Source organism: Chryseobacterium sp. MHB01 (genome assembly GCF_034651565.1).
Taxonomy (GTDB): Bacteria; Bacteroidota; Bacteroidia; order Flavobacteriales; family Weeksellaceae; genus Chryseobacterium; species Chryseobacterium nepalense.
Map to the genome: position 1 here is coordinate 20,921 of NZ_JAYEDA010000011.1, position 13,816 is coordinate 34,736.

Annotated in this window: 10 protein-coding genes; 5 read left to right on the forward strand and 5 right to left on the reverse strand. The window is 37.7% G+C overall.

The features are described from left to right. Positions 1 to 14: 14 nt before the first annotated feature. The 3 genes from bla-A to rplS all read right to left on the reverse strand — a co-directional run bounded on the left by bla-A (position 15) and on the right by rplS (position 3,382). Positions 15 to 893: a CGA/CIA family class A beta-lactamase gene (gene bla-A / locus U9K52_RS16600; protein ID WP_322927416.1), complete on the reverse strand. Its 879-nt coding sequence runs from the start codon at positions 891 to 893 to the stop codon at positions 15 to 17. A 226-nt stretch (positions 894 to 1,119) separates the two neighbouring features. After that, complete coding sequence (locus U9K52_RS16605; protein ID WP_322927417.1) at positions 1,120 to 2,841, reverse strand: cellulase family glycosylhydrolase; 1,722 nt, start codon at positions 2,839 to 2,841, stop codon at positions 1,120 to 1,122. A 184-nt stretch (positions 2,842 to 3,025) separates the two neighbouring features. Next, entirely contained in the window at positions 3,026 to 3,382 is a 357-nt protein-coding gene (gene rplS, locus U9K52_RS16610; RefSeq protein ID WP_034709455.1) for a 50S ribosomal protein L19, read from the reverse strand. 283 nt (positions 3,383 to 3,665) lie between these two features. On the opposite strand from rplS, the gene U9K52_RS16615 reads away from it, so the two are divergent. Beyond that, the gene (locus U9K52_RS16615; protein ID WP_322927419.1) at positions 3,666 to 6,404 is read left to right on the forward strand and encodes a fibronectin type III domain-containing protein; all 2,739 of its coding nucleotides are present in this window, start codon (positions 3,666 to 3,668) and stop codon (positions 6,402 to 6,404) included. 109 nt (positions 6,405 to 6,513) lie between these two features. Here the strand turns inward: U9K52_RS16615 and U9K52_RS16620 are convergent, their stop codons facing one another. Beyond that, complete coding sequence (locus U9K52_RS16620; RefSeq protein WP_322927420.1) at positions 6,514 to 6,891, reverse strand: hypothetical protein; 378 nt, start codon at positions 6,889 to 6,891, stop codon at positions 6,514 to 6,516. 164 nt (positions 6,892 to 7,055) lie between these two features. Here U9K52_RS16620 and U9K52_RS16625 point away from each other — a divergent pair, with 164 nt between their 5' ends. Next, complete coding sequence (locus tag U9K52_RS16625) at positions 7,056 to 7,757, forward strand: CoA transferase subunit A (RefSeq protein WP_248393901.1); 702 nt, start codon at positions 7,056 to 7,058, stop codon at positions 7,755 to 7,757. A gap of 149 nt (positions 7,758 to 7,906) precedes the next feature. Here the strand turns inward: U9K52_RS16625 and U9K52_RS16630 are convergent, their stop codons facing one another. After that, the gene (locus U9K52_RS16630; protein ID WP_248393900.1) at positions 7,907 to 9,700 is read right to left on the reverse strand and encodes an ABC transporter ATP-binding protein; all 1,794 of its coding nucleotides are present in this window, start codon (positions 9,698 to 9,700) and stop codon (positions 7,907 to 7,909) included. Positions 9,701 to 9,822: 122 nt separating this feature from the next. Here U9K52_RS16630 and U9K52_RS16635 point away from each other — a divergent pair, with 122 nt between their 5' ends. The 3 genes from U9K52_RS16635 (at position 9,823) to U9K52_RS16645 (ending at position 13,504) form a co-directional block, all read left to right on the forward strand. Beyond that, entirely contained in the window at positions 9,823 to 10,476 is a 654-nt protein-coding gene (locus U9K52_RS16635; protein WP_263602784.1) for a CoA transferase subunit B, read from the forward strand. Between the two features lie 120 nt (positions 10,477 to 10,596). Further along, entirely contained in the window at positions 10,597 to 12,855 is a 2,259-nt protein-coding gene (locus tag U9K52_RS16640) for a family 20 glycosylhydrolase (RefSeq protein WP_322927421.1), read from the forward strand. 16 nt (positions 12,856 to 12,871) lie between these two features. Next, entirely contained in the window at positions 12,872 to 13,504 is a 633-nt protein-coding gene (locus U9K52_RS16645; RefSeq protein ID WP_263602786.1) for a Crp/Fnr family transcriptional regulator, read from the forward strand. Positions 13,505 to 13,816: the final 312 nt, after the last annotated feature.

The window sequence follows — 13,816 nt, forward strand, 5'->3', positions numbered from 1 at the left end:
TTAAGGTTAAATTTTTACTTATTAAAATAATCCCAGACCGACTTTGATATATCCGAAATCATTTTGCAGTTGACCACATTCGTTTCCGTTGAGTTACTGACAAATACAGCTATTGCATAATGTTTGCCATTCGGTAAAGTAACGATGGCAATTTCATTTTCAGCGCCCGTTAAGCCTGCGTTGTTCTTTCCGGAAGCTCCCGTTTTTCGCGCTACGGGTGTATTTTCCGGAAGTTGTTCAATCAGTTTATTTTTTCCGGTAGAGGTAGAAAGCATTACTTTCATCAGATAATCCGTAGATTTTTTTGAAAGTAATTTTCCATCATAGAATTTTTTCAGAACATCCGTTGCGGAAGATGCGGTACTGTAGTTTTGATATTGTGCATTCCAGTCTTTATGCATTTCTGCTTCATTAAATTTTATATGAAAGCCTTTCAATCCTTTAGCATCCATAAATCTCTGTACCGTTTTTGTTCCTCCTATTAATTTAAGTAGAATATCGCAGCCGTTATTATCACTTTTAGCGACCGTATATTCAAGGATTTCGCTTAGAGGTACTTCAACATTTTCCTTCGGATATTTATCGCGAAGCGGCGACCAGGTATTTTCATGTAAATTGGCATTATTTAAAAGGATTTTTTGATTCAGTGACAGTTTTCCCTTATCAACATAATCCAAGACAGCTGCAGCAATATGAAATTTAAAAACGCTTTGCATCGGGAGTTTCTTGTCGGCGTTTTTATTGTATTTAAAACCATTTTCAAAGCCCAGAACGGAAATTCCTACCGTAGCATTTTTATCTTTAATAATTGCGTTGATTTTTTGTTCTAAAACAGATTGCTGGCCAAAAACAAATGCCGAAATCAAAACAAATAGTAACCCGATTTTTTTCATAATATTTTGTTTGATATTTACCGCAAGAGGTAAAAGATAGTTTATAGTGTTAATATTTTAGATTATTTAAGCTCTGCAAAATAATAAACTCAGGAATTTTGGCTAATGTATTCTATTGTATAATAAAGATTAGTGCTAAAATCTGTTGTTTCTTTTGCGGTTAAAAAATTAAAAAAATAAATCCCTTTCAGATAACTAAAAGGGATTTGCAATTTAAGATTTTTTCTTATTTCACCTCAAAATAATTAAGGTTTATACCATCATTTTCGAAATAGATCCGGATTTTATTTTCTCCTTTTTTAAGGCTGATGCCTTTCACAGAAAGGGTTTTCCAGATCTCATTGCCGCCTGTGGATGCTAATGAAACAGTAGATAATTGTTTTCCTGAAGCATCTTCAATCCTGATATTTGCTGCATTGCTGCTTGCATAATTAAAATCGAAAGTATAGGTTTTGTCGGTTTTGGCGTTAATGGTATATTGAAGCCATTCTCCGCTTTCCGTTTTTCCTACGTAATACTCATTGGTATTGGATTTATAAATGTCGACGCCATCATTTCTCAGCTGGTTTCCGGAATTCCATTCGGATCTTTTCGCCGGATCACTTACCCAAAGATTCACATAATCATTATCAAGGTAAGCTGAACCCATTCTTCCCAGATCATAATCGGTTGCCAAAATTTTACCGGGAGCCTGAAGATTTTTAAAAGGTTTTGTGGAAGCATCCGTTGTCTGCCTGAACATCGCATCAATCACATCATTTTTAACCTCAACATTGCTGAATTTATAGTTTTCTGCAATCTGCATCAGCGCTTTTTTGGCAAATTCTTTCGAAGGTTTTTCGCCGCCGTTCTGCCAGTAATTCAACAATTTCTGATATTCGGGAGTGATTTTTACGTTGGTAACTCCTGCAATATTATCTATTTTTTTCATTGGCCAGAATGCATAACCGATGTTGTGTTTATCCAAAAGCTGAATTAGCTCCGTAAACCACACATTTGAGTTTTCACCTGTTTCGCCCAGCCAGATCGGGATATTGTGCTTTTCACGAAGATCCAATGCAAATTTAATCGTAGCATCATCCGTATAATTCCAGTACTTATGGAAGCTGAAAACCATATTGTTGTCCCAAAGCGGCGTAAGTCCATTGTAATTATTTCCCCAGCCGTTTCCTTCAATGATGATGATGTGCTTTTTATCAACCGTACGTATAGCTTCTGTAATATCTTTCTGAAGCTTCCAAAGTGGTGCATTCGACATTTCATCGGTTCCGTTCGGATTTTTTCCGGTGAAATTGATGTTGGGTTCATTGATTAAATCATATCCTCCGATCCATGGCTCATCTTTATATCTTTCTGCCAGTTTTTTCCATAACGCAATTGTTTTTTTCTGATTTTCCTCACTTTCCCAAAGAGAAGGTTTTGATTTGTCATTGTCGGAAATATTCACGTCATTTCCCTGTCCGCCCGGAGCAGCGTGAAGATCCAGGATCAGGTACATTTTATTGTCGGCACACCATTTTAAAAGATCATCGGTCATCTTAAAACCTTCTTCCAGCCAGGTATTTTGACCTTTTTTAGGCTCTTTTTCAATAGGTAAGGTGTAAAGATTGTAGTGCATCGGAAGTCTTATCGAATTGAATCCGGCTTTCTTCAAAAAATCAATATCCTGTTTGGTAATGCCGTTTTTAAGGTATGCTTTGTAAAACTCATTCATTCCGTCTTCTCCGATGAGTTCAGCAATTTTTTCTTTGATTTTGTATTGAGGTCCGGCAAAATCTGCCGTCTTCAGCATATAGCCTTCCTGAAGCATCCATCCTCCAAGACCCAGACCTCTCAGTTGTACATTTTCACCTTTGTCGTTAACGATTTTTTGGCCGTTGGTTTTTAAAAGCTGCGATGTCCCAAATTGAGACAATAAAAAAGCGGATAGTAGGATGGCTCGTTTCATAGTTGTTTTAATTATTAAATATTATGGGGTATTTTTAAGAATGACTATTTGATAATCACAAATATATTTAAATTTATTGAATAAAAATCAAATATTGTAGCAATATGAAAGTGCTGCCAAAGCTAAAAATGAAAAAAGACCGCTTAAAGTAAGCAGTCTCTTTCCGTATGTATTGTTGTCTGAATTATTTCTTCTTGTAAGCAGCGTCTTTAATTCTCGCTTTTTTACCTCTAAGGTCTCTGAAGTAGTAGATTCTTGATCTTCTAACTCTACCTCTTCTGTCAACTTCAATTTTTTGAAGAGCAGGCATGTTGATTGGGAATACTCTTTCTACTCCTACATCACCAGACATTTTTCTGATCGTGAAAGTTTTTGTAGAACCGGTACCTCTTAATTGGATAACTGTTCCTTTGAAGAACTGAGTTCTTGTTTTCTGACCTTCTTTAATCTCGTAATAAACAGTGATTGTATCACCCGCTTTGAATTCAGGGAATTCTTTTTTTGTAATGTACTTGTCTTGTACGTACTTTAATAAATCCATTATTAATAAAATAAAATGTTTAAGCTAAGCAACTTACACGGACTTCGTCAGAGGTTGAATAACAGGTTGCAAATATACAAATCTTTTTTTCAATATTCCAAACACATTACCATTAAAATATAATGAAATTTTAAAGAAAATTCCGGGTATAAATTAATATTTCCTTGAAGTTACCATCAGATACAGTTTACATGTGTATTTTACTTTTGCACGATGATAAAAAGGGTTTCTTCAGCCTTACTGTTATCAGCTAAACTATTAAAACATTATACAAATTGTACTCATGAAACAGCTTTTATTCTTTTTTTGCTTTGCCGTCCAGATGGCTTTCGGGCAGGCTCTGTATCCTTATTTACAAAATCCGACACCGAATTCAATGATTGTCAGCTGGAAAACATCATCAAATACCGAAACAACCGTTTTTTACGGAACCAATCCAGCCAATCTTAATGTGACCTTTACCGGAACCACTAATATATTTTCCGATACCGGTTACAACAATAATTATTATTATCATACGGCAAAAATCACCAACCTTCAGCCGAACACGAAATATTATTACAAAATCAGAACAGGAAGCAGCGAATCTGCGGTTTACAATTTCAGAACACTGCCTTTGCCGGGGCAGGCTGCAACGGCTAACGGGAAAATTCGTTTCCTGATTATGGGAGACAATCAAATCAAGGCAGAACCGAGATATGACACCTTAACGCTAAATGCCTATAAAAAGCTAAAGGAAAAGTTCGGTCCAAATTCTGATCCTTCCGATAATGTTGCTTTGACTTTTATGGTCGGAGATCAGGTGGATGTGGGAACACTCGATCATTATGAAAATGTTCATTTTAAAAAGAATATCAATCTTTCACCATATCTTCCTATACAGACCACGGTAGGAAATCACGAAACCTACGGAACTCTTGGAATGAATTCTTATTATGCCCACTTTTATATTGATGAAATAAAATATAAAAATATTTCATCCGGAAATGAGAACTATTACGCTCAGCAGGCAGGAAATGTTTTGTTTATCAGTTTAAGTTCTGAACATACCGGTTCTGCGCAGATGACCTGGCTGCAGCAGATTTTAAATGCAGCTGAGAACGATTCTACTGTAGACTGGATTATTTCTTTAAGTCACAGACCTTACCAGGCAGAGCAATATGTAGGAGATATTTCAACGTGGGTAAGAAACAGCGCCGTTCCTCTTTTAACCACTTCTTCAAAATATTTAATGCACGTCGGAGCGCATCACCATTTGTATCACAGGGGGCAGCTGAAAAATACGCCGAATTACCAGATTATTTCCGGTGGTGTTGCATGGGACCAGTATTGGGGAATGTCTACCGAACAGGATTTTGATGATGTTCAGAAAACCCTTACTGACTGGACGTACCAGATCGTGGAAGTAGATGTGAACACAGGAAAAGTAGATGTTGAATCCTATTCCATCGGAGGAGTGTATCACAAAAAATATAATGAACTGATTGACACGTTCCACCGGTATAAAAATCAGCCTAAGCCGGCAAAGCCAATTATTTCAAACACATTTACCGCACCGGTTACTTTGCCTTTAACTTTAAACGGAAGTGCATTTTCAAGTTCGAACGGAGAGTTGTTGAACACGACTCAGTTTTTAATTAGTAAAGCTGCCGATTTTTCCATTATTGAAAAGGAATTTTACAGAGATTACGAAAACTGGTTCGGGAAAGACGGAAACGGAACGCCTGATATTACCAAAAACCTTAATGCAGGTGTTGATATCACAAAAGCTACAATCGCTGCAAATACCATTACCAACGGAAATTATTATGTGAAAGTTCGTTACAGAGACCGAAATATGGAATGGAGTGACTGGAGCGATGTAAAAGAATTTACCGTTACAGGAAGTGTTGTTTCAAATCCTGTTTTTAATTTAAATAAAACAGAATATCTCCAAAACGAACCAATTACAGCCAATTTTACAGATGGCCCGGGAAATAATCAGGATTGGGTAGGAATTTACAAGAAAGGCCAGAATCCTGCGGCGGTAACTTCCCAGGCTTATGTTTATACCAACGGACAGACATCCGGAACAGCTTCATTTCCGAACGGAATTGCTACTAAAGGTCAGTATTTTGCAGGCTTTTTTGCGAACAACAGCTATACGGAAATTACCCCAAGGAAAAACTTTTATGTAGGACCGAAAGTGGTGCTTTCAACAACTTCTGATGTGTATCCTGTCGGCGGAACGGTAACTGTTAATTTCTCCAACGGACCAAATCTTACCAAAGACTGGATCGGAATCTATAAAATGGGACATACGCCGGGGAATGTAAATTCTACACAATGGAGCTACGTGACCACGGCTTCTGGTACACTCAATTTCACAGGTCTTGCAAAAGGATATTATTATGCACAGTATTTCTTAGAAGATGGTTACACGACAATAGGCGAAAAAGTTTTCTTTAAAGTCGGAGATATTGTAACCGAACTCTGGACCAATAAGCCTGTTTACACATTAGGTGAAAATATTACCGCTTCCTGGACCGATTCTCCGGGTATCATCAAAGACTGGCTGGGAATTTATCCTCAAAACATTACCGTTCCGGATGATAATTTTATTTCTTATACGTATTTTGACGGAATTACCCAGGGTACAAAAACCATTCAGGGAACAGCAGTTCCAACAACACCCGGAAATTATTATATGGTAATGTTTACCAATGATTCGTATACCGAGGTATCCAACAGGGTACAGTTTCAGGTAACCGGCCCGATATTGGGAACGGGAGAAACAAAAACTACTGAGAAAAATGTAATCTTGTATCCGAATCCTACAAAACCGGGAGAACCTACCTTTATAAAGAGTGATTATCCCATAGAAAAAATAGAATTGTTTTCAGCAAACGGAGATCTTCTCTATGAATCAAAAAATATCAACAACCAGCGTTTCTCCCTGGTGAATGAAAACCTTCCGAAAGGCGTCTATTTTGTAAAAGTACATACCAGAAAATTATTTACTTTAAAATTAATCATCCAGTAAGAGTCCCGAAGGGACGACCTAAACCAACATTGGACGTAAGTCCAACGGATAAAAAAATCCATCCCACATCAAAAATCGGCAAAAATTAAAATTTTTGCCGATTTTATATTTATTCATCAGTAGATTTCAGTGCCCATGTTATTAAAGGTGCCTGCATAAAAAGCCTGGCAAATCTTTGATTATCGGTATTTAGTCCGAAAGAATCGCGTCTGTTTTTATATTGGGCAACATTTCCGGGAAGTACGGCTGTGAAAAATCCTGCTACAATTTTTCCCATTGTTTTCCGGTATTTTTTTGGTGTTACAATTACGGCGGTGCCTAAAGCAATTTCTGCAATTCCGGAATAGACAACAGTGTCATCTTTATCCAGAGGAACCCATTCGGGAACCTGCGCCTGAAATTCTTTTCTTGCAAATGTGAGATGCCCGATTCCTGCGGTGATGAGAAATGCGCCAAGCGCTACTCTTGAAATGTTTTTCGTTTCCATAATACTGTATTTATGTGATAAGGTGTAGATATCTTAACCAAAATCCAGACCATCATCAGTATGGTTATCGGTGATCCGATACAACAAATGCTTAAATGACGATCCATAATTCTGAAATCTGAGAAAAAGTATTAAATTTAAGCCAACAGAAAATCTAATATTTCATGATAGATAAAAGAGTAAAAAATGCAAAGGAAGCCATTGAGGGAATTAAGGATGGAATGACATTGATGCTGGGCGGATTCGGACTTTGCGGGATACCTGAAAACTCAATTAATGCACTGGTGGAGAGTGATGTAAAAGACTTAACCTGTATTTCAAACAATGCCGGCGTTGATGATTTCGGATTGGGACTGCTTCTGAAAAAAAGGCAGATCAAAAAAATGATTTCCTCTTATGTAGGTGAAAATGCAGAATTTGAAAGACAGATGCTTTCCGGAGAACTGGAAGTGGAACTGACACCACAGGGAACACTGGCAGAAAAATGCAGAGCAGCACAAGCCGGAATTCCTGCTTTTTATACGCCTGCAGGCTTCGGTACTGAAGTGGCGGAAGGAAAAGAAGTGAAAGATTTCAAAGGGAAACCTCATATTCTGGAATATGCCTTTGAAGCAGATTTTTCAATCGTCAAAGCATGGAAAGGAGATCACGCAGGAAACCTTATTTTCAAAGGATCTGCAAGAAATTTTAATCATCCGATGGCCGGTGCAGGAAAAATTACCATCGCTGAAGTGGAAGAACTGGTAGAACCGGGAGTATTGGATCCCAACCAGATTCACATTCCGGGAATCATGATCCAGCGTATTTTCCAGGGAGAAAAATTTGAAAAGAGAATAGAGCAGAGAACGGTTAGAAAAAGAGATTAATTTTTTATCAGTTCTTGAAAAATAATACCCCGAAATCAACTTTCGGGGTAATTTATTTTAGTTATAAAGTCCTAATTGTTATTCTGACAAAGTGAAGAATCTCAAAGTCACATAAACTTCAATCATCCAGCTTCCAACTTTCATCTCATCTATACTAAAGTTTTTCTCTCCCCAATCTGCTGTCTCCACATTGCATAATACAATCCTTTTTCTTCAATAAGATTGAGATGAGAACCGGTTTCTACTATCTGTCCGCGTTCCAGAACGAAAATTCGGTCTGCATGCATAATGGTGCTTAATCTGTGGGCAATAAGAACGGTAATCTGTTCTTTTTCCTTAGAAATTTCTTTAATGGTAGTGGTAATTTCTTCTTCCGTAATACTGTCTAAAGCGGAAGTCGCCTCATCAAAAATCAGTAAATGCGGTTTTCTTAACAAGGCTCTGGCAATGGCAATTCGCTGTTTCTCACCGCCGCTTAATTTCAAACCTCCTTCTCCGATTACGGTTTCAATTCCGTTTTCTGCACGTTCTAAAAGATTGCTGCAACTCGATTTTTTTAATGCCAACTGCAGATCTTCTTCCGTTGCGGAAGGATTCACAAACAAAAGATTTTCTTTTATGGTTCCTGCAAAAAGCTGCGTGTCCTGGGTCACAAACCCGATCTGGTTCCTCAGTTCATCAAAATCGAATTCCTTTCCGTCAATATTATTGTATAAAATAGAACCTTCCTGAGGTCTGTACAATCCTACAAGAAGTTTTACCAAAGTACTTTTTCCTGAACCGCTCGGTCCTACAAAGGCAATTGTTTCCCCGTTTTTTACGTTGAATGAGATGGAATTTAAAGCTTTATAATGGGCAGTCTGATGTTGGAAAGAAACATTTTGAAATTCAAGCTCTTCAATAGCCCCGATTTTCTTCGGAGTTAAAGGCTTAGGCTCAACTTCTTTTTTCATCACCCGGTCGAAATTGTTCAGCGAAGCCTGTGCCTCCCGATAGGAAATAATGATATTCCCGATTTCCTGCATCGGCCCGAAAATGAAGAATCCGTAAAACATTAACGATAAATACTGTCCCGGAGTTACAATGTTTTTAAAAATCAATAACAATAAAGTAAAAGTAATGGTCTGCTGTAAAAAATTGACCAGTGTTCCCTGTACAAAGCTCAGGGAACGGATGCTTTTTACTTTTCTCAGCTCAAGATTAAGGATTTTATAGGTATTGTTGTTAAGACGCTCAACTTCCTGGCTGGTGAGCCCTAAACTTTTTACGATTTCAATATTCCTGAGGCTTTCCGTGGTGCTTCCCGCAAGGTTGGTAGTTTCCGTAACAATATTTTTCTGAATGGTTTTGATTCTTTTACTCAGCAAATTGGTTACTACCGCGATAAGAATAATTCCCACAACGTAAACCGGCATGATCGACCAGTGAAGACGAATGGCGTACACCGAAACGAAAATAATACTCACCAGAATTCCGAAGAACACATTAATGAAATTATTGATGAATTTCACGGTATCTTCACGCACCTTTGTTAATATGGAAAGGGTTTCACCGCTTCTCTGATCTTCAAACTCCTGAAAAGGCAGTCGCATCGAATGTTTTAAGCCATCAGTGAAAATTTTGGCACCAAACTTCTGAATAATTACATTCACCACATAATCCTGGAAAGCTTTAGCAATACGGCTGATCATGGCAGTACCAACTAACAGGGCCAGAAAATAGAAAACACCATGATAAATATCAGTTCCATAAAGATATTCATTCATATTTCTCGGGAGCGTTTTCTCTTTATCGAAAAAATTGGGATGCGTTACGAGTTTATCTAATATGTTTCCGGTAATAGCGGGTGCAAATAAAGAAAAAACCTGATTAACAGAGGCTAAGAACAGTGAAATGATAATCAGCCATTTGTAAGGTTTAAGGTAATGTAATAAAATTTTCATCGGTAAAATTAAAAACGTACAAAGTTACAACAAATAGAGATTCAAAATATATCATAGGATAAGAAAGAAAGGTATTTTGTAATTCCGTAAAAATGGCTAATTTGGCAGGATAAGATTAAGCTATGCTAACGAAAGAACAAATTGCACAAAGAATTTCCAGAGAAGTAAAAGACAGGTATTACGTAAACCTAGGAATCGGAATCCCGACATTGGTTGCCAATTACGTTCCGGAAAATCTTAATGTAGAATTTCAGAGTGAAAACGGAGTGTTGGGAATGGGACCGTTTCCGTATGAAGGTGAAGAGGATGCAGATATCATCAATGCAGGGAAGCAGACGATTACCATTCTGGACGGAGGTTCCTTCTTTGATTCTGCTTTCAGTTTCGGGATGATCAGAAGCAAAAAAGTAGATCTTACCATTCTTGGTGCCATGGAAGTTGCAGAAAACGGAGATATCGCCAACTGGAAAATCCCAGGAAAAATGGTGAAGGGAATGGGCGGTGCGATGGACCTTGTGGCCTCTGCAGAAAATATTATTGTCGCCATGATGCACGTCAACAAAGCAGGAGAAAGCAAAATCCTCAAAAAATGTACGCTTCCTTTAACAGGAGTAAATTGTGTTAAAAGAGTTGTCACCGAATTGGCCGTGCTGGATGTTACGCCTGAAGGTTTCAAACTTATTGAACGAGCTCCGGGAGTTTCCGTAGAACACATTATAAAATCAACAGAAGCTGATCTTATTATAGAAGGTGAAATTCCTGAAATGCAGTTTTAAATAAATACAAACCTTGTCGCTGGCAAGGTTTTTTGTTTATAAGGATAATTTTAAGGCACAAAATTAAAGGCGCGAAAATTATTCGAGAAATAAGTATCTTAGCAAAAACCTAAAAATTACATGATACGCGCTTTCTTACTTATTCTTCTTTTTTTTTCAGGAGTGGCTTTTTCGCAAAATAAACTTCACCTGATTCCATATCCGCAGAAAGTTGAATTTCAGAAAGGAGAATTTATTATTCCTGAAAATTTTAAATTTGATAAAAATCTTCCGGTAAAAGAAACTGCTTATTTTAAAAAGCGAACAGCGGGAATGTTTACTTTCAGCTCCGGGAAAAAGGAGGAAGGCGCTCACCTGGTTAATACTCTTTTTACTCCACAATCCGTAATCGGTCAGCAGAAAAAAGAAAAATATTCAATTGACATTTCACCCAGGGCAATTGTTATCAGCTCCAATACGGACCAGGGATATTTTCTCGCCCTTCAGACATTAATTCAGTTATTGGAACAATACAAAGATTCGGGAAAAATTCCGGCAATGAAAATTGAGGATGAACCAAAATTTGCCTGGAGAGGAATGCACCTTGACGTTTGCCGCCACTTCTTTACGGTTGATGAGGTGAAACAGTATATCGATTATCTGGCCATGTACAAACTGAATACGTTTCACTGGCATTTAACCGACGACCAGGGCTGGAGAATTGAAATCAAAAAATACCCGAAATTAACTCAGATCGGTTCAAAAAGGAAGGAATCGATGATCGGAGCCTATGTTGATAATACCTTCGACGGAAAGCCTTATGGGCCTTATTTTTACACCCAGGATCAGATAAAAGAAGTGGTAAAATATGCTCAGGAAAGACATATCACTGTTGTTCCGGAAATTGAAATGCCGGGTCACGCTTTAGCAGCACTTTCTGCCTATCCGGAATTGGCCTGTACAAAAGGTCCTTTTGAGCCGGCTACAAAATGGGGCGTTTTTGATGATGTTTTTTGTCCGAAAGAGGAAACTTTTACATTTTTAGAAAATGTTCTGGATGAGGTAATTCAGCTTTTTCCTTCACAATATATTCACATTGGTGGCGATGAATGCCCGAAAACCAGATGGAAAGAATGTCCGCATTGCCAGGAATTAATCAGAAAAAATAATCTGAAAGATGAACATGGGCTTCAAAGCTATTTTATCCACAGAATTGAAAAATATGTCAATTCAAAAGGAAGAAAAATCATAGGATGGGACGAAATTCTGGAAGGCGGACTGGCCCCGAATGCTGCTGTAATGAGCTGGACGGGTATAAAAGGCGGTGTGGAAGCTGCAAAAACAGGTCATTTTGCAGTCATGACTCCCGGGTCTTATTGCTATTTCGATCATTATCAGGGCGATCCTGCAACGGAACCGAATGCTTTCGGAGGATTTACCCCTTTAGATAAAGTGTATTCTTACAATCCAATTCCGAAAGAACTGAATGCAGAACAGTCAAAATATATTTTAGGGGTTCAGGCAAATCTGTGGACGGAGTATATTCTTGATTTTAAGCAGGTTCAATACATGATTTTCCCGAGATTATTCGCTCTTTCTGAAGTTGGTTGGGGAACAGCTGATCCTAAAAATTATAAAGAATTTGAAGGAAGAGTAATTAATGAATTTAAGGTGTTGGATAAAATGGGTATCAATTATGCGAAAAGTATTTACAATATCAATGGGAAAGTGCAACCGAGAGTAGGAGGTATTTCGTATAAACTTTCAACATCGCAGAAGCCGGAAGGAATTCGTTTCACAACAGACGGGAGTGTTCCCACAGAAAATTCCCAAACGTATGACGTTCCAATTCCCGTTTCAAAAACCATGACCATTAAATCAGCTTATTTTGAAGGTGGACTTCAAAGTGCCGTTTCTTCGCAAGATTTTGTGATTTCTAAAACTACCGGAAAACCCATAACATTAGAAAGCCAACCTGATGAAAATTATTCATTCGGAGGTGAATTCACTTTAGTTGACGGAATTATCGGAAATCAAAAGCAATTGGGAAAAACATGGCTTGGCTTTCAGGGAAAAGATGTTGTGGCTACGATTGATTTCGGACAGAAAACGCGGTTTTCAGAGGTGTACTTTAATACTTTAGACAACAAAGGAAGTTGGATTCATTTCGCAAAATCAGCTCAGATTTTCGTTTCAGACAACGGAACGGATTTTAAACTCATTAAAGAAATCGGAAAAGAGAAAATCCTTTCAGCAAAAGGTAAAATCAAAGTGAATGTAGGCATTCAGAATTCAAAATATATTAAAGTTAATATAGAAAACGCTGGAATTATCCCTGCCGGAAATCCGGGTGCAGATTCCAAAGCATGGCTTTTTGTTGACGAAATTCGTGTAAATTAGCCTTAGAAATTTTATTATGCAGGATTCGGTTCTTTCTTCAGAATTTACTTCTTCGCCTGAACTGGTAGAAAAGCTATATCAGTATGGGATCACGAAGACGTATCACGAAGGCGATATTATATTGGATGAAAATTCATCCATCCGTTCAATTCCGATCGTGATGAAAGGAATGCTGAAGGTGATCCGCACCGAAGAAGACGGCCGGGAAATTCTTCTGTATTACATTAAAGCAGGAGAAAGCTGTATCATGTCTTTTCTTGGCGGAATGCACAATGAAAAGAGCATCGTAAAAGCCGAAGTAGAAGAAGATACTGAAATTCTTTTTCTGCCGATAGATAAAGTTTCTTTATTCATCAAAGAATATCCGGAATGGCTGGATTATATTTTCAGACTGTATCATAAACGTTTTGAAGAGCTTTTAGATATTATCAATGCCATCGCTTTTAAAAAAGTAGATGAGAGGCTGCTGAATCTTCTCCACAAAAAATCGGAAATTTTAAATTCCAAAACAATAATTATTACACACGAACAGCTTGCCAATGAACTCGGAACGGCAAGAGTTGTGGTCTCCCGATTGCTGAAACAGCTGGAAGATGCGGGTAAACTTCAGCTTGGAAGAAATAAAATTACCATTTTGGAAGACATTTAAAACTTTTTAGCGGCTTTGCTGAGTGTAATATGAAGGTTTACAAACGTAGTTCAGCATTTAATGTACTTCCATGAATCTCTTTGCGTGCTTATCTAAGTGAAACGGCTTTGCGAACTTAAAAACATTGAGTAGTCAAAAAATCTTCGCAATCTTTGCGTTAAAATATATAACGATATCAAGATGCTTCCAGCATGACAATCTGCTGATAAGGTAACAGCTTTTAATCTTTGCTGAGTGAAACGGCTTTGCGAACTTAAAAACATTGAGTAGTTAAAAAAAATCTTCGCGACCTTTGCGTTAAAAAAAAACCTT